At 48.7% G+C, this 24875-nt stretch carries 24 protein-coding genes; 13 read left to right on the top strand and 11 right to left on the bottom strand.

Translation table 11 applies throughout. The features are described from left to right. On the bottom strand, window positions 1-3041 hold a 3041-nt coding region (ileS, locus tag RDP42_RS05660), incomplete at its 3' end, for an isoleucine--tRNA ligase (RefSeq protein ID WP_308762898.1). Between the two features lie 180 nt (window positions 3042-3221). Next, window positions 3222-4649, bottom strand: coding sequence for a hypothetical protein (locus RDP42_RS05655; protein ID WP_308762897.1), 1428 nt, complete (start codon window positions 4647-4649; stop codon window positions 3222-3224). A 462-nt stretch (window positions 4650-5111) separates the two neighbouring features. Between RDP42_RS05655 and RDP42_RS05650 the strand changes: the two genes are divergently transcribed. The 5 genes from RDP42_RS05650 to RDP42_RS05630 all read left to right on the top strand — a co-directional run bounded on the left by RDP42_RS05650 (window position 5112) and on the right by RDP42_RS05630 (window position 9082). Next, window positions 5112-5333: a DUF6140 family protein gene (locus RDP42_RS05650; RefSeq protein ID WP_308762896.1), complete on the top strand. Its 222-nt coding sequence runs from the start codon at window positions 5112-5114 to the stop codon at window positions 5331-5333. Window positions 5334-5402: 69 nt separating this feature from the next. Next, the gene (locus tag RDP42_RS05645; protein ID WP_308762895.1) at window positions 5403-5771 is read left to right on the top strand and encodes an NINE protein; all 369 of its coding nucleotides are present in this window, start codon (window positions 5403-5405) and stop codon (window positions 5769-5771) included. Between the two features lie 15 nt (window positions 5772-5786). Continuing rightward, window positions 5787-7829, top strand: coding sequence for a zinc ribbon domain-containing protein (locus RDP42_RS05640; protein WP_308762894.1), 2043 nt, complete (start codon window positions 5787-5789; stop codon window positions 7827-7829). A 10-nt stretch (window positions 7830-7839) separates the two neighbouring features. Next, entirely contained in the window at window positions 7840-8352 is a 513-nt protein-coding gene (locus tag RDP42_RS05635) for a hypothetical protein (protein WP_308762893.1), read from the top strand. A gap of 205 nt (window positions 8353-8557) precedes the next feature. Further along, complete coding sequence (locus RDP42_RS05630) at window positions 8558-9082, top strand: hypothetical protein (protein WP_308762892.1); 525 nt, start codon at window positions 8558-8560, stop codon at window positions 9080-9082. A 19-nt stretch (window positions 9083-9101) separates the two neighbouring features. Here RDP42_RS05630 and RDP42_RS05625 read toward each other — a convergent pair whose 3' ends face one another. Then, the gene (locus RDP42_RS05625) at window positions 9102-10475 is read right to left on the bottom strand and encodes a transglycosylase SLT domain-containing protein (RefSeq protein WP_308762891.1); all 1374 of its coding nucleotides are present in this window, start codon (window positions 10473-10475) and stop codon (window positions 9102-9104) included. Further along, window positions 10472-11083, bottom strand: coding sequence for a uridine kinase (gene udk, locus RDP42_RS05620; RefSeq protein WP_308762890.1), 612 nt, complete (start codon window positions 11081-11083; stop codon window positions 10472-10474). The genes RDP42_RS05625 and udk overlap by 4 nt, the downstream gene beginning before the upstream one ends. A 70-nt stretch (window positions 11084-11153) precedes the next feature. Here udk and RDP42_RS05615 point away from each other — a divergent pair, with 70 nt between their 5' ends. The 6 genes from RDP42_RS05615 (at window position 11154) to hisB (ending at window position 16546) form a co-directional block, all read left to right on the top strand. Continuing rightward, window positions 11154-11453, top strand: coding sequence for a Dabb family protein (locus RDP42_RS05615; protein ID WP_308762889.1), 300 nt, complete (start codon window positions 11154-11156; stop codon window positions 11451-11453). 19 nt (window positions 11454-11472) lie between these two features. Next, complete coding sequence (locus tag RDP42_RS05610) at window positions 11473-11958, top strand: PaaI family thioesterase (RefSeq protein ID WP_308762888.1); 486 nt, start codon at window positions 11473-11475, stop codon at window positions 11956-11958. A gap of 255 nt (window positions 11959-12213) precedes the next feature. After that, entirely contained in the window at window positions 12214-13065 is an 852-nt protein-coding gene (gene hisG / locus RDP42_RS05605; protein WP_204476015.1) for an ATP phosphoribosyltransferase, read from the top strand. 30 nt (window positions 13066-13095) lie between these two features. Next, window positions 13096-14379, top strand: a complete 1284-nt coding sequence (gene hisD / locus RDP42_RS05600) for a histidinol dehydrogenase (protein WP_308762887.1) — start codon at window positions 13096-13098, stop codon at window positions 14377-14379. Next, on the top strand, window positions 14376-15425 hold the full coding sequence (hisC, locus tag RDP42_RS05595; RefSeq protein ID WP_308762886.1) for a histidinol-phosphate transaminase: 1050 nt from the start codon (window positions 14376-14378) through the stop codon (window positions 15423-15425). The genes hisD and hisC overlap by 4 nt, the downstream gene beginning before the upstream one ends. Next, complete coding sequence (hisB, locus tag RDP42_RS05590; protein ID WP_308762885.1) at window positions 15422-16546, top strand: bifunctional histidinol-phosphatase/imidazoleglycerol-phosphate dehydratase HisB; 1125 nt, start codon at window positions 15422-15424, stop codon at window positions 16544-16546. Before hisC ends, hisB begins: the two co-directional genes overlap by 4 nt. Before the next feature lie 81 nt (window positions 16547-16627). Here hisB and RDP42_RS05585 read toward each other — a convergent pair whose 3' ends face one another. Together RDP42_RS05585 and nadC are read right to left on the bottom strand one after the other, a co-directional pair. Continuing rightward, entirely contained in the window at window positions 16628-17242 is a 615-nt protein-coding gene (locus tag RDP42_RS05585) for a DUF4923 family protein (RefSeq protein WP_308762884.1), read from the bottom strand. 65 nt (window positions 17243-17307) lie between these two features. Further along, window positions 17308-18162: a carboxylating nicotinate-nucleotide diphosphorylase gene (gene nadC, locus RDP42_RS05580; protein ID WP_303914320.1), complete on the bottom strand. Its 855-nt coding sequence runs from the start codon at window positions 18160-18162 to the stop codon at window positions 17308-17310. Between the two features lie 95 nt (window positions 18163-18257). Here nadC and rlmH point away from each other — a divergent pair, with 95 nt between their 5' ends. Continuing rightward, on the top strand, window positions 18258-18731 hold the full coding sequence (gene rlmH / locus RDP42_RS05575) for a 23S rRNA (pseudouridine(1915)-N(3))-methyltransferase RlmH (protein WP_308762883.1): 474 nt from the start codon (window positions 18258-18260) through the stop codon (window positions 18729-18731). A 5-nt stretch (window positions 18732-18736) separates the two neighbouring features. Here the strand turns inward: rlmH and RDP42_RS05570 are convergent, their stop codons facing one another. Beyond that, window positions 18737-19627 carry a glucosaminidase domain-containing protein gene (locus RDP42_RS05570; protein ID WP_308762882.1) on the bottom strand — a complete coding sequence of 297 codons (891 nt, stop codon included), beginning with the start codon at window positions 19625-19627 and terminating at the stop codon, window positions 18737-18739. 142 nt (window positions 19628-19769) lie between these two features. Here RDP42_RS05570 and cdd point away from each other — a divergent pair, with 142 nt between their 5' ends. Next, entirely contained in the window at window positions 19770-20252 is a 483-nt protein-coding gene (cdd, locus tag RDP42_RS05565) for a cytidine deaminase (protein ID WP_303914314.1), read from the top strand. Between the two features lie 158 nt (window positions 20253-20410). Here cdd and RDP42_RS05560 read toward each other — a convergent pair whose 3' ends face one another. The 4 genes from RDP42_RS05560 to RDP42_RS05545 all read right to left on the bottom strand — a co-directional run bounded on the left by RDP42_RS05560 (window position 20411) and on the right by RDP42_RS05545 (window position 24856). Next, complete coding sequence (locus RDP42_RS05560; RefSeq protein WP_308762881.1) at window positions 20411-22030, bottom strand: ATP-binding cassette domain-containing protein; 1620 nt, start codon at window positions 22028-22030, stop codon at window positions 20411-20413. Between the two features lie 95 nt (window positions 22031-22125). Continuing rightward, window positions 22126-22884 carry a LytTR family DNA-binding domain-containing protein gene (locus tag RDP42_RS05555; RefSeq protein WP_308762880.1) on the bottom strand — a complete coding sequence of 253 codons (759 nt, stop codon included), beginning with the start codon at window positions 22882-22884 and terminating at the stop codon, window positions 22126-22128. Between the two features lies 1 nt (window position 22885). Beyond that, window positions 22886-23929 carry a histidine kinase gene (locus RDP42_RS05550; RefSeq protein WP_308762879.1) on the bottom strand — a complete coding sequence of 348 codons (1044 nt, stop codon included), beginning with the start codon at window positions 23927-23929 and terminating at the stop codon, window positions 22886-22888. Window positions 23930-23938: 9 nt separating this feature from the next. Next, entirely contained in the window at window positions 23939-24856 is a 918-nt protein-coding gene (locus RDP42_RS05545; RefSeq protein WP_308762878.1) for an efflux RND transporter periplasmic adaptor subunit, read from the bottom strand. Window positions 24857-24875: the final 19 nt, after the last annotated feature.

Genomic DNA, 24875 nt, shown 5'->3' with positions numbered 1-24875 from the left:
GCAGCAGCCACAGCCTTCATCTGTTTTCCGAATTTCGGGCCCAGCTTCTTGAAGTCACATTTCACTTTCTTCACCAGCACTCCTGCCGCGCCGTCCACGAACTTGATTTCCTTCACGTTCACCTCGTTCATGATCAGGTCTTTCACTGCCTCAATATGCTGTTTCTGGGCTTCATCTACTACCGGAATCATGATACACTGCAGCGGCTGACGTACCTTAATGTTCACCTTACGGCGCAAAGCCAGCACCATGGAAGTGACATCCTGTGCCATCTGCATGCGGGCTTCCAGCTCTGTATTAATCAGACTTTCGTCAGCTACCGGGAACTTGGCAAGGTGCACAGAAACCACCTGGTCACGTCCGGTCACGCCAATCAAGTCCATATACAGACGGTCGGCATAGAACGGAGCAATCGGTGCCATCAGTTTGGCCACGGTCTCCAAGCAAGTATAGAGTGTCTGGTAAGCAGACAGTTTATCGGTCGACATGGCACTGCCCCAGAAACGTTTACGGTTCAGACGCACGTACCAGTTACTCAAGTTATCGTTTACAAAGTCGGTAATCAGACGTCCGGCCTTGGTCGGTTCGTAATCTGTGAAGCAAGCATCCACGTTTTTGATCAACGTGTTCAGCAATGACAAAATCCAGCGGTCGATTTCCGGACGCTCGTTCATCGGCACGTCTTTTTCTGCGTAGGTAAAGCCGTCCACGTTGGCATACAAAGCAAAGAATGAATACGTATTGTACAAGGTACCGAAGAACTTACGACGTACTTCATCCACCCCTTCCGTATCAAACTTCAAGTTGTCCCACGGAGAAGAGTTGGTAATCATGTACCAGCGTAACGGGTCGGAACCGAATTTCTCGATGGCACCGAACGGGTCGACGGCATTGCCCAAACGCTTTGACATCTTGTTGCCGTTCTTGTCGAGCACCAGACCATTGGAGATAACGTTCTTGTAAGCCACACTGTCGAACACCATTGTAGCGATGGCATGCAGCGTAAAGAACCATCCACGCGTCTGGTCTACACCTTCTGCAATGAAGTCGGCCGGATAATAGCTGCGAGAGTCTATCAGTTCCTTGTTTTCAAACGGATAGTGCAGCTGTGCATATGGCATGGAACCAGAATCGAACCATACGTCAATCAGGTCCGATTCACGCTTCATCGGTTTGCCCGAAGCAGAGACCAAGATGATATCGTCTACATACGGACGGTGCAAGTCAATCTTGTCGTAGTTCTCCTTATTATATACACCCGGCTGGAATCCCAGTTTCTTGTACGGATTTTCCTTCATGAAGCCGGCAGCCACTGATTTTTCAATTTCGTTATACAGTTCTTCTACTGAACCGATGCAAATTTCTTCGCCTTCTTCGCTTCTCCAGATAGGCAACGGTGTACCCCAGTAGCGTGAACGACTCAGGTTCCAGTCGTTCAGATTTTCCAACCATTTTCCGAAACGGCCTGAACCCGTAGATTCCGGTTTCCAGTTGATGGTCTTGTTCAGTTCCATCATACGTTCCTTGCAAGCCGTAGAACGGATGAACCAGCTGTCCAACGGATAATACAACACCGGTTTGTCGGTACGCCAGCAGTGCGGATAGTTGTGTACATGCTTTTCTGTCTTGAACGCCAGTCCCTGCTGTTTCAGCATCATGCAGATATACACGTCGAGTGATTCGGCTGCCTGAGCGGCTTTCTCGTCGTATTTGCCATCGACAGTGAACTGCGGGTCGTAGGCATTCTTCACCCAGCGACCTTCGTATTCCTTGTATTTCTCTACATCCACACATTCCTTCACGAACGCCTCATCCAGTTCCTCTATCAGATAAAACTTACCGGTCAGGTCGACCATCGGACGAGTTTCACCCTTTTTGTTGATCATGAACAAAGAAGGAATGCCTGCCGCACGTGCCACGTTGGCATCATCGGCACCGAATGTCGGCGCGATGTGTACGATACCCGTACCGTCTTCCGTGGTCACATAGTCACCCGGAATCACGCGGAACGCTTTGTCAGCAGCCTCTTTCCACGTACCGTCCTCGGCAGCTTCCACCGGTTTCACCCACGGGATAAGCTGTTCGTATTCCATGCCCACGAGGTCGGTACCCTTGTACTCACCTACCACCTTGAACGGAACCAGCTTGTCACCCGGCTTGTAGTCTTCCAGTGCCAAGCCTTCCGCCTTCTTGTTGAAGTGTGCATACAGCAACGGTTTGGCCAGAACCACTGTCATCTTCTCTCCATTGTATGAATTGTAGGTCTGTACGGCCACGTAGTCAATCTTCGGGCCCACGCAGAGGGCAGTATTTGAAGGCAAAGTCCACGGAGTAGTCGTCCATGCGATGAAGTACGGTGTACCCCACTCCGCCATTTCCGGTTTCGGGTTCTTCATCTTGAACTGAGCCACCACAGTCAAGTCTTTCACGTCGCGGTAGCATCCCGGCTGGTTCAGCTCGTGTGAGCTCAATCCCGTACCGGCAGCCGGAGAATACGGCTGGATGGTGTATCCTTTGTAGAGCAAGCCTTTCTTGTAAAGCTGCTGCAACAGCCACCACAAGGTTTCAATGTAGCGGTTGTCGTAAGTGATATACGGGTTGTCCAGGTCTACCCAGTAACCCATCTTATGTGTAAGGTCGGTCCATTCTTTCGTGAACTTCATGACATCCGTGCGGCAGTGCTTGTTGTAGTCTGCCACCGAAATCGTTTTACCAATATCCTCCTTGGTGATGCCCAGTGCCTTTTCCACTCCCAGTTCCACCGGCAGTCCGTGTGTGTCCCATCCGGCTTTACGCTTTACCTGGAAGCCCTTCATGGTCTTGAAACGGCAGAATGTATCCTTAATCGTACGCGCCATCACGTGGTGAATGCCCGGCATACCGTTGGCTGAAGGGGGACCTTCGTAAAATACGAAAGAAGGACATCCCTCACGTTCTGTCATACTTTTAGAGAACACATCGTTCTCATCCCATGTTTTCAGCACCTCCTTGTTGATTTCCGACAAGTTGAGCTGCGAATATTCAGTAAACTTCTTACTCATAATAATTATGTGATTTTTTATCTATTATCTAGTTTATCAGGGAGAACCCTCCCAAATTTAGGCTGCAAATTTATAAGAAAAAAAAGTTATATAAAAGAAATCGGCAGAAAAACGACGAAGGGCTAGCATACATAAAAAGATCGAAGATCTCAGCACATATAACATTTCCTTCCACAATCTTCAATCCACTTGTGCAAATTCTGCTAACCGAACAGCATAGCCCAGCGAAGGCCATTCCACATAAATGGCCTCATCTTCCCGGTGTTTGGTAATCATAATACGAGACGAAGGATGGATGCCAGATAAGAACGCATACCGTGAAACCGATAACCGATACGTATGTGTAGCTCCTGCACTCTCCAAAACCAAGGAGAAAAAAGTGCGGTCGAGTATCACATTTTTTATACTATATTGGGCTGACAGATCAACAATCCCCAACCAATCCTCCAAAGCTTTCTGATAAATCTTTCTGCCATTCCCTTCTTTATCAAACTTTCCCATAATCCGACTCCAAACCTTTTCATCTTTTCCGTCTGGAGACTGCAGGTCAACCCGCTGCAAAACCTCAGGCAGTCCGTACTTATTACCATATTCCGGCACGACAGAGAAATACAACATTCTTTTCTCTTCTTCATAACGATAAACGTAGTAACAAGAATCTTTCTGCCCATTGCTCATCCGAGCAACAGACAGAATAGAGCTATCGGACTCATTATCGGCCGTTAAAAACTGGAAAAGACAGACCGCATCCACATGGAACGCGTCAATCGTTTTCCCCACTGTCAACCGAAGCACAACATATAATCCATATGCATCGGTCTGAAAATCATTCTCCACCAGCAACCAGACAGTCTCTCCCTCCTGATAATTTGCCCCTGGCGCAATCCAGTAACTACGGGCAGGCCAGTCAAACAATACTGCACTCTTAGCCACTTTTCGGATAAAATCTGTTTCCGTATAATATCGGAACAACAGAATGGCATCGAACAACAAGCGCCAGACAGAAAAGGAAGAATGAGGAGTCTCCATCACGTTTTGTGCGGCCTGATGAGCCTGCAGATTCTCTGGATACAATGCATACAAAATCTCATCCAGCTCATGAAGTAAGCGCCGTCTGATTGTACAAGCCTCCTTCTGATAAGGTTCGATTTTCTTTGCACGAATATAAAACAAGACAGCCATTCCCCAGAACAAATTCGGTTCCTCCTGCTTCCACTCTTTCAATACCGGTACCACCTCTTTCTTAAAAGCCTCCGAGTGATAATCATACGTATCTTCCACCAAAGACATTATCACATTCTCTACCCACTCCGGATGCCGGGTATTCATTTCTGGGAGAACAGCCTCATAAAATTCCTTTGCCGCATAGCAAATTCGAGTTATAGCATAAAGATCATCGTCCTCCAAGTAATAAACCGTCTTTAATCGTTCCCATACCTCCTCGACCGTTTTTTCGGAGATTTCTCCTTTCATTATTCTATAAAAGGTCATCTTACCCTTGTATCCCAACTCCTGAGCCAACGCCGAGGAAGAAGAAGCAAACATCCGATTTTCAATCAGACATTGCAGTATTTCCAGTTTTTCACTCATCGCAGTATCATTTTTCATGGTTTCTGGTACTTTTTATTGGCAGGTCCAAAAAGTGTACACCAATTCTTGGTCCCATATAAAAGACAACCTTATTTTTGCAGTAAAGAATAAGTAAAGGTAAAAAAACTCCTCCACAAGAGCGTCATGTTCGGGTTAAAAATGTATATTTGCAATGTCAGACTGGAGAAATGGCCTGACAGAGTGAAAGCGTTTTTTCCGCTTATCCTGAAAAACGAAATCGCCAATTTCAACTACTCAAGGGATAAAAAGGACATGACGCTCATCTGTTTGTATATGTGTGTACAGCCAATGCTGTATCTACATACCAAAACGGCGTGGGAGTACTGTTTCTTGTTCATCTTGAGTGAGGCGTTTGGCGATGCCTGTTTTTCGGTGAATAGCAGACAAGTCCTCACGCCTTTATTATGTCAAATCTAATGCTGAATTCTGAGGACTTATAGGCGTATAAGGAGAATAGCTATGCCGTTATTTAGAATTACCGTAAAAAGGATGAAAAACACCAATGGTATCCGTCTTGAACCGGGAATGTATGTAGAAATTCCAAGTAATTCATTCAGTAATCCCGTCACGACCAATGGAGGACAAACCGTAGTCGATGCTTTCTATCGTATTTACGGAGTAGACATCAAAAGAGCCGGTGCGTTGAACATGAATGACTTAGACGTTCAAAAAATAGGCTAAAATCACCCCAATGGAGAATTTAATTTCTAAATTCTCCATCCTTTTTTTCAACCACTAAATTCTACAAACATGAAAAATCGATATATAGCTGCTGCGTTAGCCTTCTTTTTAGGAGGACTGGGAGCACACAAATTCTATTTAGGAAAATGGATAGGCATTATTTACCTTCTCTTTTGCTGGACCTATATTCCCAGCATCATTGCCCTCATTGAAGGAATCCTCTATTTGGTAAATGGAGAAGAGGATTTCAATAGAAAATACAATTGCAAAATTAAGACCAGTCGTCCAGATAGCTACATCAACTTCAATCCCCCTATAAATACAAGTTCGACTCTCCGCTCATCCGATACAACCGATACGGATATTGTTTGCCCCCAATGTGGACATATCAACGAAGCAGGCAGCAACTTCTGTGAATCATGCGGACAAAAATTATAACTAAAAGGTACAACTATGTTTTGTAAAAAGTGTGGTAAAGAACTCAATCAAGGAGCTAAGGTTTGTCCCAACTGCGGTACAAAGGTTTCCTCAGGAACATCAGTCATCAATCTCTTCAAAAGCAGCAAATACTTGTGGGGTAATGAACTGAACCAAAGCGATTGTTGCATATCCCCGATACCAGAAGATATAAAGAGCGATATGCGACTGAATTTCGGTATCGGCTACAATGAAAAAATCTTATTCATCAGAGACACTTCTTTTTGGAACTCAAGAGACCAAGGACTGGTACTGACCGACGAGGGCATCTGCTGCATTCCTGATAATGACAAGCCTACCGAAAAGATAATCCTCCCTTGGAGTGCCATACAACGGGTAGAATACAAGGACCTGGTTTTATATTTCTGGGGATACGGAGATGAAACAGATTATTGTCCGATACACATATCTTATTTCATGAAAAATGAGGACAATGAGAAAGCACGCCGTATTGGCAGTTCTCTCGCCAGATTATTTACCCAAATGGCACAATGCGTGGAACCGGAAGCCGATCCGTTTGATACGGCAGCCAGCCACTACGACCAACTCATACAAGAAGGCAAAGCAGACGAAGCTTTGCAGTTCGCCTTGTCGTGCAAAGACCAAGATGGACTGGAAATATTTTATACTGCAGCCGCAAAAGAATATTTTCTACGGAAAGAATATGAAAAAGCCTTCAATCTATGTGAGGAAGGACTGAAACATTGTGAACCTAGCAGTCCCATGGAATATCTGCTACAGACAATAAAATATAATGTGTATGACAAACAGGGAAACTACACAGAAGCCCGAAAACTGGCTTTATATGTAGGCCAAGGAGCCGCAGACGACTTACAATACCCTACTACTGATGTATTCATCAAAAAGAGTGCAGTGACAGACTTCAAAAGCTATGATTCCCAGTATGTATCCTCCTATCTGGAACAACCGTACAACCAGAGAAAAGTATTATTACCCGTCAATGACTATACGGATTTACGGCAGAACTATTTAAGTGTCATCCAAATTAAAGAACTGACTCAATCAGGCATTGACTTCCCTATCGGACATCCTGTGGCCTATCAGTTATATGTAGGACATCCATACATCAAGCAAAAATACCTGCCGTTCGAAAATTACGAACTGGAGCTGATAGAAGATAAAGTACGCGAATTCTGCCAACTGGTGCAATGTTTGGGAGCAAAAGAAATCCACATCGAGTGTTTGAACACTTCTTCCAGTGACCGAAATACCAACTCGGAGCAACAGGTTACAGGAGAAGTCAATTATAGAGTGGCTTCTGCTTCCGGTAAAGCCAATCGCAATCAAAACCAACATTTGATTGATGAAATCAGCCAGTCAATCAACCTCCATCAGACATTTCTGCCTACAGCAAAGCCACATTTACCCGAAAACTTGGTATGGTATCCTAATGAACCGTCCTGGCAACGCTTATACGAACAGCGCCTGCAAGGCAGTCTGCAACAACACGAAGAAAGAATTGAAACTCGAAAAAGCCGGGTACTGGAAGGGTCGGAATTAAGCTCCATAGAAGGTGAGTTCAAGAACTTGTTACTGACCGTCAACGGACAATGGAACAAGAAATTAGAAGAAAAGTTCGAAGTGCAGGAAAATGCCGTACTGGCCATCCACGTACACTTTGCTTCACTCAATGAACTGGGACAGCCTGCCTCACAGGCCTCACCTGCTACCTCCTACACCCACGAAGAAGAAGAATACCTGAATGAGCTACAGATGTGCCTGACAGAAAATCAAGAGATTTCTCCCGGAGAACGAAGATTATTGGAAAGGCTGCGCAAACATTTAGGTATTTCCGACACGCGTGCACAAGAACTGGAGAATAGTTTAAAGCCTTCACTCACTGAAGCAGAAAAGGAATACTGGGAGGAATATAAACTATGTCTGGAAGAAGGGAATGAAATCACAGCCAGTGAACGACGGTTGCTGGACAAGCTGAAAGCACAACTTCATATTTCGGACGAACGGGCCAAAGAAATAGAAAAAATCATCCACTTATAATTAAAAAACTATGTTCACATTATTAATTCTCATTATTGTTGTATTAGTCATATCCACCACATACATCAGACATAAGCAGGAACAAATTGTCAATTTGTCTCAAAAAGAATTATTGGAAAAGCACCGGCATGCCTGTGCCACTTACCGAGGGTGGCTGATATTCGCCATCTTGCTCTTTGTGGGAGGCTATCTGCTATCGGTCTGTTATCCCATGTACGAAACGGAAGAATATGAATATTGGCTTTTCGGAACACAGAAGGGAACACGGGAAGTCCTGACAACCTCTGCCTGGTGGTCCTATATTCTAAGAACACTCGGTGTCTTGATAGGTATTCCTGTATTGATTGGGTTCTTCGACCGTTGGAATGCCATTAGAAAATATAAAAAAATGTCACTCCATGAATTTTCAAACCTACAATATAGCACTCAACAAAATATTGACGAACAAGATCAAGAGACCCAAAAAGTCAAAAAGGTCAACCTCATTCTCAAAATCTTAGGAAAAATCATTTCTGCCGGATAAGCCTATTCACCAGGAGATAGATTCTATCAGAAGAATTATGAACGCATCGTTCGCTCTATCACTATGAAAATGGAAAGGAAGAATCGTACCAAAAACAGCTTATTTGATACGATTCACCTTTCCTCTTCATTTTATTCAAAACAAACTACTACATATTCTTCCATAAATACGATATTTACAAAAACAACATTTAAATAAATGCACTATGAATAAAGCCATCTTATCTGTTTGGAAAAAATTCCAGTTCAAACACAACATTAAAAAAATCCGTACAACCATTGTCTCATATCTCACGGATGAAGGTATTCAAAATGAAATAGTAGAAGGAAACATCCAATTCACTTATGAAGACTACAAATATTCCGTTGAGTTCAGATTGAACGAGGAATATCCCTGCTGCTACATTGATTTCCAACTTGCAGACGAAGACTATCAGAAACTGGATCTCTCACAAAAGACTTTCATTGCAGACAAAGTAAATACAGACGAAATCAGACATGCCGTTGTGAAGTGTTTCAATGATCAGGTAACGGTAGATACCCATTTTTATTTCACCAACAAAGATATGTTGCTAACTCTATTCTATACATATTTCACGGATCTGAAATCAACGGTAGATGCCATGCTGGAAATAACCATTGATAAAATACAAGAAAACGAAGGGAAAAAACCGATTGGATTCAGCATACCCCCCAAAGACTTAAAAGCAGAAAACGCCCAAGCCATATAATACTTTCACGCAGAGCCTCCTATTTCTTGATTTTCCGTTTGTAAAGCTCCGTCCGCGCCAGAATCTCCCGCACGAACTCATAGGTATCGCTGCCGCGGAGATAACCGTTCTTACAGACAGGGTCCTGATAGTATTCCTTGTTGCTCTTAAGCAACATATAATGGGCCACGTGATGTTCCCACAGGTAACGGTTGCGCCCGTACTTCTCGGCCAGGGCCATAGCATCGGTCACATGGCCTATTCCGCAGTTGTAGGCGGCCAGGATGAACTTTTCCTGCTCCTCCTTGTCGGTTACCTTGCTGAACGTGCGCTGCATTTGAGCGATGTATTTCACCGCGGCCTTGATGCTCTCTTCCGGGTCCTGCTCCTTACCGGGCGGCACCCCCATGGCACGAGCCGTAGCAGGCATCAGCTGCATCAACCCCCTGGCACCGGCCCAAGAGATGACATTCGGATTGAAGTTCGATTCCGTATAGGCCAAGGAGGCCAGCAGTCGCCAGTCCCACCCGATTTCCTTGGAATAGCGTCGAAACAGTGCATCATAATGGGAAATCTTGCCATCTTTCACGGAAAGGATGGACCCGTGCGAAGGACGCTTGGCCAACTCGAAATAACGGCGGGCACTGGCCCGGAACTCCGGTGAATTGATGTTCTCACGGTGCCACTTATCAGCCGCGGCGGCCAGCTGAGGCGAGGCCTTACGCACCGCCCACGATGAACGCTGGTCGAAGCTGATGGCCAGCTTGATGTCCAGCACCGGATAATAAGTCCGGTTGATTTTGGCGATTTCATCAGTGGCCACCGTATAGTCGATGCGGCCTTCCGCCACCCATGTAATCAGGTCTTCCGACGAGACACTGTCGGAGGAGACCTCACAAATGTCGATGCCACCTCCTAACTCCCGGTTCAGGTTCTCCAGCCGGGTGCGGTATTTTCCAGAATTGACATAGACCTTCTTTCCTACCAGCTCCGTCACGTCTTTCAGGGCTTCCTTTCCGCGCCGCTGCACAATGACCTGGCGGGTGATGTCTTCCTCCCCGCAATAAATCAGACTGTCTTTCAAGGAGTTGGTCATGATAAGGTTATAGGCCACCAAGTCGCCTGCCCCACTGAGCAGACTGTCTACCAGTTCCTCTTCGTCTTTCACCACCTTTACTTTCAGGGTCACGCCGAGCGACTTGGCAAACTGTTGGGCCAGTTCGTACTGGAATCCCATGGGTTCGCCGCGATAGTTGAAGTACGACACGGAACTGTTGACCGTGAGCACCACCAGCTCTTTCTTCTCCAGTATCTGCGGCAAGTCAACAGCCACTTCCTCCGCCTTCTTCTCCGACTGACAGGAAAAGAGCAGCAGCACCATCGCCCCTACCAGACATCCGATCCATGTTTTCATCGGTCGACAATTTTTTCGATATACATTTTCAAAATCTCAATGGCTTTTTCGTTGTGCCCTCCCTGCGGGATAATCAGGTCGGCAATCCGCTTGGCCGGCTCGATGAACTCCAGGTGCATAGGTTTCAACACCCGCACGTAACGGTCCATCACGGCCTCTGCCGTACGTCCGCGTTCAATCACATCCCGCTGGATGACACGAATCAGACGTTCGTCGGGGTCGGCATCCACAAAGATGCGCAGGTCCATCTGCTTGCAGAGACGCCGGTCGCTCAGAGCCAGAATTCCCTCGATGATGACCACCTTGCGCGGCTCCACATGAATAGTCTCTTTCTGGCGGGTACAAGTCAGGTAGGAATACACAGGCTGTTCGATGGCTTCCCCCCGGCGCAGCATGTCCACGTGCTTCGAGAGCAAGTCCCAGTCGAAGGCAGAGGGATGGTCGAAGTTGATGTTCTGCCGTTCTTCCACCGGCACATGGCTGCTGTCCTTGTAATAAGAGTCGAGCGGAAGCACTGCCACTTCGTTTTCCGGCAGACTTTCTACAATCCGTCGCACCACAGTTGTTTTCCCGGAGCCTGTTCCTCCTGCAATTCCAATGATAATCATAACTTGTTTCAATAATTAATTTCTATATTTGCAATACACAAAAATAGTAAAATCATAAAAACAAACAAACATGGTCAAACACATTGTTCTATTCAAACTGAAAGAATCTCTTGCTCCAGCAGAGAAAACCGACATCATGCACCGTTTCAAGGCAGCTATTGAAGCCCTTCCGGCCACCATTCCTTTTATCCGCGACATCCATGTGGGACCGAACGAGAACCCGGCAGAGACATGGGACATCTGCTTGGACAGCAGTTTCGACACCTTGGAAGAAGTGAAAGCCTATTCCATCCATCCGGCTCACGTGGCGGCGGCAGGTATCCTGAAAGACGCCAAGGAAAACCGGGCCTGCGTGGACTATACCCTCTAACCTTCCAACCTCGACGCACATGGAAAAGATTATCAATCCTTGGAAAGGAATAGAAGGATACTTCTGTTTCGGATGTGCTCCCCACAACGAGGACGGACTGAAAATGGAGTTTTACGAGGACGGAGAAGAGATTGTGTGCCTGTGGAAACCGGAGGCCCGCTTCCAGGGCTGGGTAAACACCCTGCACGGGGGCATACAGGCCACGATGCTCGATGAAATCTGTGCCTGGGTCATCGCCCGCAAGATGCAGACCTCGGGGGTGACTTCCCGCATGGAAACGCACTACCTGAAGCCGGTGCATACCACCGACTCGCATCTCACGCTCCGAGCCCGGCTGAAAGAAGTGAAACGCAACTTCGCGTTCATCGAAGCGGGCATCTTCGACGAGCACGACCAACTCTGCACCAAAGCCGTGTGCACGTATTACCTTTTCTCGAAAGAAAAAGCGGAAAAGGAAATGTGCTTCAAGGGCTGCTATACGGAAAAAGAAGTGGAGAATTTATAAAACTGACAGCAAAACCGACTTTTTCCTGATAAATATTTGCATTTTCAAATCTTATCTTATACTTTTGTCGACATAAAAGAAAGACCACATGATTTTAAATACTGTACATCATCGCCATCATCATTTCCTAACGGTTCACACGGTAGGCTGAGAAGGCGTGTAGTTACAGAAGAGATAAGATAACAAAAAGGCTTGCCGTTAGGAATCATCCTCGGTAAGCCTTTTTTATTTGGACACTTTTAACCGAAAAACAACATGTTAAGAATTGCCGTACAATCCAAAGGGCGTCTGTTTGAAGACACAATGGCCCTGTTCACAGAAGCCGACATCAAGCTGTCTACTTCCAAACGTACCTTGCTGACACAATCTACCAACTTCCCCGTGGAAGTGCTCTTCCTGCGCGACGATGACATTCCACAGTGCGTGGCCAACGGCGTGGCCGACCTGGGTATTGTGGGAGAAAACGAGTTCGTGGAACGTGCCGAAGAAGCTGAAATCGTTCACCGGCTGGGATTCAGCAAATGCCGTCTCTCGCTGGCCATCCATAAAGAAACCGAATACAACGGGCTGCAGTGGTTCAACCACAAGAAGATTGCCACCTCCTACCCGCACATTCTGAAGAACTTCCTGGACGAGCAGCAGATTGAGGCGGACATCCATGTCATCACAGGATCGGTGGAAATATCTCCGGCCATCGGATTGGCAGATGCCATCTTCGACATCGTCAGCTCAGGCTCGACCCTCATCAGCAACAACCTGAAAGAGGTGGAAGTGGTGATGAAGAGTGAGGCTTTGCTCATCGGCAACAAGAACCTGTCGGCAGAAAAGAAGGAAATCCTTCAGGAGCTGTTGTTCCGCATCGATGCCGTAAAGACAGCTGAAGACAAGAAATACGTGCTGATGAACGTGCCTACCGACAAGGTAAATGACATCGTGGAGGTACTGCCGGGCATCAAGAGTCCCACCATCATGCCGCTGGCCACGGAGGGATGGAGCAGCATCCACACCGTCATCGACCAGAAACGTTTCTGGGAAATCATCGGCAAGCTGAAGGCCATCGGGGCACAGGGTATCCTGGTACTTCCCATCGAGAAAATGATACTTTAACCGTTGAATCATTTCACACCAAATGCTACTATGAACATCATTACTTATCCTGAGAAAAGTACATGGGCCGACTTGCTGAAACGGCCTACTCTCCAGACGGAATCGCTGCGGGAGACGGTACTCGAAATATTGAACCGCATCAAGTTTGAAGGCGACAAGGCCGTGCGGGAGTATGAAGAGAAATTTGACAAGGTACGGCTGGACTCCTTGCAGGTAAGCGAGGCGGAAATCGCCGAAGCGGAAAAGAAGGTCAGTATCGAACTGAAGGCGGCCATCACACTGGCCTACAAGAACATCCACACCTTCCATGCGGCACAGGTGTTCCAAGGGAAAAAGATTACCACCCTGCCGGGCGTCACTTGCTGGCAGAAGGCAGTGCCCATTGAGAAGGTGGGACTGTACATTCCCGGCGGAACGGCTCCCCTCTTCTCGACCGTGCTGATGCTGGCCACTCCGGCACAGATTGCGGGCTGCAAAGAAATCATTCTCTGTACCCCACCCAATAAAGAAGGAAAGATTCATCCGGCCATCCTGTATGCCGCCAAACTGGGGGGTATCAGCCATATTTTCAAGGCAGGAGGTGTACAGGCCATCGGGGCGATGGCCTACGGCACGGAAAGTATTCCGAAAGTATACAAGATATTCGGTCCGGGCAACCAATATGTCACGGCAGCCAAGCAGCAGGTTTCTCTGCGCGATGTAGCCATCGACATGCCGGCAGGTCCGTCGGAAGTAGCGGTACTGGCCGATGAAACCGCCAACCCGACCTTCGTGGCAGCCGACCTGCTTTCCCAGGCTGAACACGGCGTAGACAGTCAGGCCCTCCTGATTACCACGAGCGAAACCTTACTAAAAGCGACCATGCAAGAGGTGGAACGCCAGTTGAACGTGTTGCCACGCAAGGAAATCGCCAGCCGCTCACTCGCAGCCAGTAAACTGATTCTGGTAAAAGACATGGACGAGGCAGTGGCCATGGTCAACGAGTATGCACCGGAGCACCTAATTATCGAAACCAAGGACTACCTGGAAGTCAGTGAACGGATTGTCAATGCGGGCTCGGTATTCTTAGGATATTATTCGCCGGAAAGTGCGGGCGACTATGCTTCGGGCACCAACCACACGTTGCCGACCAACGGCTATGCCAAAGCGTACAGCGGGGTGAGTCTGGACAGCTTCATCCGCAAAATCACGTTCCAGGAAATCACACCCGAAGGCATCGCCATGATTGGCCCGGCCATTGAGGTGATGGCGGCCAACGAGCAGCTGGACGGCCACAAAAATGCAATCTCCGTACGTTTAAAGAAAGAATCATGAAACCATTGAAAGAACTTACGCGGCCGAATATCTGGGCCTTGAAGCCTTACTCTTCGGCACGCGACGAATATAGCGGGAAAGAGGCATCGGTGTTTCTGGATGCCAACGAGAATCCTTACAACACGCCCAACAACCGGTATCCGGACCCGCTGCAACGGGAACTGAAAGGACTGATCGGGCGTATCAAGAAGGTATCGCCCGAACATATCTTCCTGGGCAACGGCAGCGACGAGGCCATCGACCTTCCTTTCCGGGCATTCTGCCGTCCGGGCATCGACAACGTAGTGGCCATCGAGCCGACCTACGGCATGTATCAGGTCTGTGCCGATGTCAACGACGTAGAGTACCGCAAGGTGCAGCTCGATGCGAATTTCCAGTTCAAGGCTGCCGACCTACTGGCGGCTGCCGACGAGCACACCAAACTGATTTTCCTCTGCTCACCCAACAACCCGACGGGCAACAACCTATGCCGGGAAGAGATTCTGACCCTGCTCCGGCAGTTCGAGGGACTGGTCATCGTGGACGAGGCGTATGCGGATTTCTCCGACCAGCCGTCGTTCCTGTCACAGCTCGACGAGTTCCCGAACCTGATTATCCTGCAGACCTTCTCGAAGGCGTGGGGCTGTGCGGCTATCCGTCTGGGCATGGCGTTCGCCTCCAAGGAAATCATTGATTTGCTGAACAAAATCAAGTATCCTTACAACGTGAACCGGCTGACCCAGCAGGAAGCCATCCGGATGATTGAAAAGCATTATCAGGTACAGCAATGGGTGGCTTCTCTGCTGAAAGAACGTACCCGCCTGATGACTGAATTTGAGAAACTGCCGTGCTGCGAGCACATCTACCCCACCGACGCGAATTTCTTCCTCACTCGGGTGAGCAATGCCAAGAAAATCTATGATTACCTGGTGGACCGAGGCATCATCGTCCGTAACCGCAGTAATGTAGCCTTGTGCCACAACTGCCTGCGCATCACCATCGGTACGCATCCGGAGAATGATGCGCTGCTGGAGGCCCTGAAAAACTATAAGGAGGAGGAAGCATGAAAAAGAAAGTATTGTTTATCGACCGCGACGGGACCCTCGTCATCGAACCGCCCGTAGATTATCAGTTGGATGCGTTCGAGAAACTGGAGTTTTATCCCAAGGTGTTCCGCAACCTGTATTTCATCCGGCAGAAACTGGATTTTGAGCTGGTCATGGTGACCAACCAGGACGGACTGGGTACGCCCTCTTTTCCGGAAGAGACTTTCTGGCCCGTACACAACCTGATGCTCCAGTCTTTCAAGAACGAAGGCATCGAGTTCGACAATATTCTGATTGACCGAAGCTTTCCGGAAGACAATGCCCCTACACGCAAGCCCCGTACGGGCATGCTGACGGCTTACCTGAACAACCCGGACTATGACCTGCCGGGCAGCTTTGTCATCGGCGACCGGGCGACGGATGTACAACTGGCCAAGAACTTAGGTTGCAAGGCCATCCTGCTGCAACCGGATAAAAGTATACTGGCTGGTAGCGGACTGGAGGACACCTGCGTGCTGGCCACCACCGACTGGGATCGTGTAGCGGAATTCCTCTTTGCCGGCGAACGAATCGCAGAAGTGTGCCGGAAGACCAAGGAAACCGACATCCGCATCCGCCTCAACCTGGACGGAAACGGCACCTGCCACATCCACACGGGACTGGGTTTCTTCGACCACATGCTGGAGCAGATTGGCAAGCATGGCGGCATCGACCTCGACATCCACGTGGACGGTGATTTGCACGTGGACGAGCACCATACCATCGAAGACACGGCCATCGCTTTGGGTGAATGTCTGTATCAGGCCCTCGGGAGCAAACGGGGCATCGAACGCTACGGCTACTGCCTGCCTATGGACGACTGCCTGTGCATGGTGGCACTCGACTTCGGCGGACGTCCCTGGCTGGTGTGGGATGCGACCTTCACCCGCGAAAAGATTGGCGACATGCCTACCGAGATGTTTCTCCATTTCTTCAAGTCACTGAGTGACTCGGCCCGTATGAACCTCCACATCAAGGCAGAAGGCACCAACGAGCACCACAAGATTGAAGGTATCTTCAAAGCACTTGCCCGCAGCATCAAGATGGCTGTGCGGCGCGACATCCATCATTTTGAAATTCCCTCCAGCAAGGGATGCATCTGAAAACAAAAAAGAAGCATGGATTCCGAGAGAAATTCTCTCCGCATCCATGCTTCTTCTTTTCTTATTCGTCTACAAACAGAGTTACTGCTTCGTCAACTGTACCCCCAATTGTAAGCCATCATATTGTCCTAACAGTGAGCTGGCTGTACTGACAGCCGAATTAGAAGACTTGCTGGCTACCGCACCCGTAATGGTTTGTGCCAGCGACATCAGCTTGTCGGCCTTGAAGAGCAAACTCATCGTATTGCCGGTAAGCCCTTTAGAAACCGTGGCATTTACCTTCAGTCCCAGACGCGTCTTCATCGTCAGTTCCTTGGTGTCGGCATTGTAGCTGTAAGTACCGCTTACTTTCTTTCCACCGATGACAGAAGTGTACGTACTGTCTTCATTGAAAGTATAAGTAGATCCTTCCTTGAAGCCCAGTTTCTCCAATACACCACTCATCTTTTCTTCCACTTTCTTGGCTGCCACTTCACCGCCGGCCTTGGCCAGCAGATTGTCACTTTCAAACTTACAGTCAGGTCCTGTATAAGCCCAGGTACCCGTCAGAGAAGTACTTTCACCAGTCACTTTATTGGCTACAGCACCTACCACACCCGAAAGAATCGATTTCAGGTCTTGTGCCATTCCATTGGCTGTTCCGGCAAAACACAATGCCAGTACCAGCACGCTTTTCCATAAAACACTTTTTTTCATCACTTTTCTCTATTTTAGTTGATTGTTCTTTTATCACAAGCGGCAAGCCTCTCTTTCCGTCGGTCTCAACAAGCCTTGAAGCTCATGTCAAGACCTTTGACAGAATGAGTCAATGCACCTACGGAGATGTAGTCCACTCCACATTCCGCATAGTCGCGCAGCGTGTCAAACGTAATGCCACCGGAAGATTCCAGTTCCACACGTCCGCCCACCATTTCCACGGCCTTGCGGGTATTCTCCGGCGTGAAGTTGTCGAGCATGATACGGTCTACTCCACCCAAGTCGAGTACCTGCTGCAGTTCGTCGAAGTTACGCACCTCAATTTCAATCTTCAGGTCCTTGCCTTTTTCCTTGCAATATTCCTTGGCCCGCGTGATAGCCTTGTCAATACCTCCGGCAAAATCCACGTGATTGTCTTTCAGCAGAATCATGTCGAACAGACCGATACGATGGTTCACACCCCCACCGATTTTCACGGCCATTTTTTCCAGGATACGCATGCCCGGAGTGGTCTTACGCGTATCGAGCACACGGGTCTTTGTTCCCTTCAAGCGTTCCACATACTTGTGTGTCATGGTCGCGATACCGCTCATGCGCTGCATGATGTTCAGCATCAGGCGTTCGGTCTGCAGCAAAGACTGCACCTTGCCTTCCACTACCATCGGCACATCCCCCGGTTTCACGTGCGTACCGTCCTGCATGAATACGGTCACCTTCATGTCCGGGTCGAAACGATGGAACACTTCCTTGGCCACTTCAATGCCGGCCAGGATTCCTTCTTCCTTAATCAGCAGTTTCGACTTACCCATGGCATCCGCCGGAATACACGACAATGTAGTATGGTCCCCGTCGCCTATATCCTCTGCAAAAGCGAGGTCAATCAGACGGTCAATCAAATCCTTTACAATTTTTTCGTCCATTTTGTTCAAAATATTAGGTGATATTACATGTAGCAAAGGTAATTATTATTCATATCTTTGCAAAGACAACCCGTTTTAATCAAAGAAAAAAAGATATGAAATTTACCCTACTTGTGGTCGGCCGGACGGTCGAAAAGCACTATATCACAGCCATCAACGACTATGTGGAGCGCACCAAGCACTACATTTCGTTCGACATGGAAGTGATTCCCGAACTCAAGAACACCAAGAGCCTCAGCATGGAGCAGCAGAAAGAAAAAGAAGGCGAAGCCATCCTGAAAGCCCTTCAGCCGGGCGATGTGGTGGTACTTCTCGACGAGCATGGAAAAGAATTCCGCTCCATCGAGTTTGCCAACTGGATAGAGCGGAAAATGCATACAGTGAACAAACGGCTGGTGTTTATCATCGGCGGACCCTACGGATTCTCTCCCGCAGTCTATCAGGCGGCCCAGGAAAAGATTTCCCTGTCCAAGATGACCTTCTCGCACCAGATGATACGGCTTATCTTTGTGGAACAGCTTTACCGGGCCATGACCATCCTGAACAACGGCCCCTATCACCACGAATAAACCGGTCAGCGCAATCGCAGAATGTCGCCCACCTTCGGAGCCGGGGCATCCGGTTCCATTTTATTCAGTTTATATAAATTCTTCAAACGAATGCCGAACTTCTGCGAGATGGAGTACATAGAATCGCCCTGACGCACCACGTAGACGATGTATTCCTTCGTAGCCCGGCGATGCTTCTTCTCCAGATACACAATTTCGCCTCCCGTAAACTCATAATCCTTGGGCAGTTCATTGTAAGTGCGGAGTTTCTTCTTGCTGATACCCAGTTCATCCGAAAGCGACTTGAACGTATCTCCCCGACGGGCGATGATGTACACCATGTCGTTGGCCAGATACGGCTGATGCGGATTAGGGAACTCCTCGGCCCATTCCAATCCCTTCTTGCTGTCGTAGCGGTCCAGGTCATACAGTTCAATGATGTTGATCAGCCGGTCGGCATAACGCGGGTCGGTAGCATAACCCGCCTTTTTCAGTCCGCGGGCCCATCCCTTGTAATCCGTAATCTTCAGACGGAACAGAGATGCATACCGTGCCCCGGTACGCAAGAACTTGGAATGGTCGCGATAAGAATCCTTGGCATGACGGTAAGCCCGGAAACATTCGTTCGGGGCATCATCGTCGGCACGTACCGTACGTCCGTCCCAGCTTCGTCCACACTTGATACCGAAATGGTTGTTCGATTTGCGAGCCAGTTCGCTCCGCCCAGCCCCCGACTCCAGCAATCCCTGCGCCAGCGTGATACTGGCCGGAATGTGATAACGCTTCATCTCTTCTACCGCTATTTTGTGATACTGGCGAATGTAATCCTCGTACGCCTTGTTCCTTCGCTGGGCTGCTCCCAAAGAAAGCACCATCCCCACCAGGCAGAACACCAAGATATATCTTAATGATTTCATGCAATTCTTTTTTACAGTTTTCGTACAAAGATAAGCGATTCAACACAGATGCCTTACGGGCAAAGGCTTAAAAATACAGAAATGAAGAGAGAAAAGCGATATTTATACTATATTTGTTTACTGAACCACAAAAACAACCGCCATGAAAGAAATTAAACTGGAAATTTGCATCCACTCTTTGCAATACGAAGAACTTACCCCGCAAGATCGCGAGCTGATTGACAAAGCCAAAGAAGCCACTTCACGCAGTTATGCCCCCTACTCCAAATTCTCAGTCGGTGCCGCCGCCCTGCTGAAAAACGGAGTCATCGTCACGGGAACGAATCAGGAAAACGCCGCCTATCCTTCCGGACTGTGTGCCGAACGTACCACCTTATTCTATGCCAACTCCCAGTATCCCGACCAAGCGGTACTGACACTGGCCATTGCCGCCCGCAACGAAGCCGGCTACCTTGACACACCGATTCCTCCCTGTGGTGCCTGCCGCCAGGTATTACTGGAAACGGAACAGCGCTACCAACAGCCCATGCGTATCCTGCTGTATGGCGAGAAAGCGATTTACGAGGTGAACGGTACGAAAGACTTACTTCCTTTGTCATTTGGAGGGGAATTTTTGACCAAATAAGAGGCCTTTTAAGGGCATGAAAAAAACGCAAGTGCGTTTCCACAAAAACGTACTTGCGTTTCAAGTAAAACGCCGAAGCGTTTTGATCAAAACGTCCTTGCGTTTGGAATGAAACGTACTTACGTTTTCCTCCAAACGCAAAGGCGTTTTTTTGCGTCTTATTTATCGCCGTACATACGGGCACGCATTTCCTTAATATGGTCGGATGAAATGTACTCATCGTAATCCATCATCTTGTCGATAATGCCATTCGGAGTCAGCTCGATAATACGGTTGGCCACGGTTTCGATGAACTCATGGTCGTGTGAAGAGAAGAGCACATTTCCCTTGTATGTCTTCAAGTTGTTGTTGAACGCCTGAATGGATTCCAAGTCCAAGTGGTTGGTCGGAGTATCCAGAATCAGACAGTTGGCATTGCGCAGCTGCATGCGGGCAATCATACAACGCATCTTCTCTCCTCCCGAAAGCACACTGACCTTCTTCATCACTTCTTCGCCGGAGAACAGCATACGGCCCAGGTAGCCTTTCATTTCCACCTCATTGCCCTGACCGTACTGGCTCAGCCAGTCCACCAGGTTCAGGTCGCAGTTGAAATAATCGGTGTTGTCCAATGGCAGGTAAGCCGTGGTGATGGTTACCCCCCAGTTATAATGTCCGGCCTGCGCCTTGCGATTGCCGTTGATAATCTCGAACAAGGCCGTCATGGCACGCGGGTCGCGGCTCAGGAACACAATCTTGTCGCCCTTCTCTACCGTAAAGTTCACGTCGTTGAAGAGCACCGTACCCTCTTCCGTTTCGGCACGCAGTCCCGATACCTCCAGAATCTGGTTGCCCGGTTCGCGGTCCATCGTAAAGATGATACCCGGATACTTACGTGACGACGGCTTGATTTCATCGACCGTCAGTTTCTCCAGCATCTTCTTGCGGCTGGTAGTCTGCTTGGATTTCGCCACATTGGCAGAGAAACGACGGATAAATTCCTCCAGTTCCTTGCGCTTTTCTTCCGCCTTGGCCTTCTGGTTCTGCTGCTGACGGAGAGCCAGCTGGCTGGATTCGTACCAGAAGCTATAGTTACCGGCAAAGAGGTTCACCTTGCCGAAGTCGATGTCGACCGTATGTGTACATACCGAATCGAGGAAGTGACGGTCGTGGCTCACCACCAGCACGGTATGTTCAAAGTTGGAAAGGTATTCTTCGAGCCAGGTCACTGTATCCATATCCAGGTCGTTGGTCGGCTCGTCGAGCAACAGGTTGTCCGGATTTCCAAAAAGCGCCTGTGCCAGCATCACGCGCACCTTTTCCTTACCACTCAAATCACCCATCAGCGTGTTATGCTTGTCTTCCTTGATGCCCAGCCCGCTCAGCAGGATGGCCGCATCGCTTTCGGCATTCCAGCCTTCCAGTTCGGCAAACTTTTCTTCCAGTTCGGCTGCCTTGATACCGTCTTCATCGGTAAAGTCTTCCTTGGCATACAGGGCCTCACGCTGCTTCATGATGTCCCACAGCACGGTGTGTCCCATCAGCACGGTATCGAGCACCGTATGCGCATCGAACTTGAAGTGGTCCTGGCTCAACACCGAAAGACGTTCGCCCGGTCCCAGGGTGACACTTCCCTTGGTGGGGTCCAGCTCGCCCGAAATCACTTTCAGGAACGTAGACTTACCGGCACCGTTGGCTCCGATGATGCCATAGATATTACCATTCGTGAACTTCAGGTTCACGTCGTTATACAACACTCTTTTACCAAATTGAACGGCTACATTTGAAACTGTTATCATCTGTTTTTTCTACCTTTTTTGAATTACGCGGCAAAGATACGGATTTCCACCGAAAAAATAAAGGGAAAAACCACGAAGCGTTTCTCCCTTTCCGTTTAGAACCAGTCCTTCAGTTCCGAGGCCTTGGCCTTGCTGATGATGATTTTCTCGGGCACCGGTACTTTCAGGTTGATAGCCAACCGCCCGTTGAACCACAAGCTGATGTCGGACACGGCCTTCCGCGACACGATGAACTGGCGGTTGGCCCGGAAAAAATCGTGCGGATTGAGCAGTTCGGCCAGCTCGTCGAGCGACTGCGAGAACACGAACTCCTTCCCCTCCCCGTCGACAGCCTTGACCAGTCCGTTGGAAATATAGAAATATTGAATGGAATCGACCGATACCGGCAAGAACTTGTCGCCCTTCACCGGCACCAGAAAATGGGTCTTGTAGCTTTCCTCCTTTTTCAGGCTCCGGAGAATCTCCGACAAGTCAGGCTGTTTCTCCGCCTTCGGCTGTCCGCCCAACAGTTCCAGCTTGTGCATGGCCTCCTGCAAGTCGGTACGGCTGATGGGCTTGAGCAGATAGGCCACACTGTTCACCTTAAATGCTTTCAAGGCATATTCATCGTAGGCCGTAGTAAAGATAATCGGACAGGTAATGTCTACCTGTGCACAGATATCGAAAGCCGAACCGTCGGCCAGATGAATGTCCATGAACACCAGTTCCGGCATGGGATGCGTGCGAAACCACTCTACTCCGTCGAAAATGCTGTCCACCTCCCCAACGATTTCAAAATCGGTGTCCACTTCCTGCATCACGGCCTTCAGGTTGCGCAAAGCCGCTTTCTCATCTTCTATAATCAGTGTTTTCATTTCAAATCAAAGGCAAAATCACAGTAAAACGGTTGTTCTCTTCCTGTACGGAAACCTCTTTTTTATACAGCAACTGGTAACGTTTGGCCAGGTTGGCCAGTCCGATTCCCATTCCGGCCGTCCCACCCCGCTTGGGTTGCAACGGGTTGCTCACCTCCACCGTATCGCCTTCCGCCTTTACCAGCACCGTCAGCGGACGGCGGTTACTGATTTCGTTGTGCTTCACGGCATTCTCTATCAGCAGCTGGAGGGCCATGGGAGGCAGCTTGCGGGAAAGCAGCTCCGGCGAAATCCGGATGTCAAACTGCAGGTTTTCTTCGTAACGCACCTGCAGCAGATACATATATGACCTCACATATTCCATCTCCTCCCGCAAGGTCACGGAATGTGACTCATTGTCCTGCAAGGTGTAACGCATCACCTTCGACAGCTCCTCCAGGTAATGACGGGCCTTGTCGGGTGATTCGCGAATGAGCAGATACAAGGTGTTCAGCGAATTGAACAACATGTGTGGATTCAGCTGGCTCTTCAAGGCTTCGTACTGGTTGATGATGTTTTCCGTGCGCAACTGCTGATTTTCGAGCAACATCTTGCGGCTTTTCCGGTTCTGGTAGAAGAAATAACAGCTCCCCGTCACAATGCAGGTAATCAGGAAATCGCGCAGCGGATGGAGGTAATGGTGAAGCATGGCATCGATGGCCGGGATGTCGAAATGCTGGTGCAGGTAGACGAAAAACTTTCCAAGCAGATTGCTCGCAATCCACGTGAGCACAAACGCGCAAATCATCTTCTTCCACCCAATGGAAACCATGTCGCTGTTGAAGTGGAACACGGCCTCGTTCAGGAAGAAAAGCAACAACAACGAAACATATGTAAACAGCACCTCATTGCCCACATCTGCCCAGTGCATGCCCGGAAACGAAAGCCCATCGGCCGAATACGGATTCGACAAGGTAATCAGTTCCGGGAAATGCGTAAGGAATGCCACCATGATAGAGATGGCATTCACGACCAGCAGATATTTATTGTTCACGATTCGCTTCATGCGTCAGAATCAAGATTTTTGGGGAGCCTTACGGGCGGATACATACATTCCGGGACGGAAATCTTTCAGCGGATGCAGCACACGGGCATACACCTTGATGGAGCGGTTGGTGCTGTCTACCATCTGGTCGATAGATACCAGTACGGCTTCAAAAGTCTGGTTTCCCATGCCGTTCACACGGAACTCAATCTGATCGCCTACATTCAGGTCATCCAAATCTTTCTCGTAGGCGGTCAGCTGCAACATCAACGACTGCTTGTCGATGACGTCACACACAGGTTCTCCTACATTGAAATATTTCCCTACGTTAACATTCATATTAGTGACATATCCGCTCAAAGGGGCCTTGATTTCCAAATACGTATGGATACCATCGGCCTTCAAATGACGGGTATCCATGCCTAAAATCTTCAACTGAGCAGCACTTGCATCCAACAGGCTCTTCATGGAAAGGTATTCCGACTTGCTTTGCTGCATCTGTTTCTGGGAAGCGGCCTCGTGCGAAGCGAGGTTCTTCTGGCGCGTATATTCTTTTTCCAAGAACTCAATCTGTGCAGCCGCATCCAGCCACGTCTGCTGTAAAGTGATGAAATCCGGATTTTCCAATGTCAGAATCACCTGGCCTTTCTGCACGTAACTGCCCGGAAGGAAAGACACACTGTGTACGGCACCTCCCATGCTCAAGGTAATAGTGGCATGCCGCTGCGGAGGTACCATCAGGATACCGTTGAAAGACGGTGCATTGGCCACCTGGGTCGCTCCCGATATGCCGTCTACTGCCAGACTGTCGGTAGCCGCAGTAAGGCTATCCTGTTGTGCCGACAAAGTATCGGTTGCTTCATCAGTGGTTTGCTCAGATGCACCTCCTCCGCAAGAAGTGAAAGCCAGTGCACACCATAAGGCTGAGAAAAAAAGTATCTGTTTCATCTTGTTATGCTTTTTATTT

The organism is uncultured Bacteroides sp., assembly GCF_902472605.1.
Taxonomy (GTDB): domain Bacteria; phylum Bacteroidota; class Bacteroidia; order Bacteroidales; family Bacteroidaceae; genus Phocaeicola.
The sequence above is the reverse complement of the archived record's forward strand: the minus strand, read 5'-3'. Positions and strand labels throughout refer to the sequence as shown.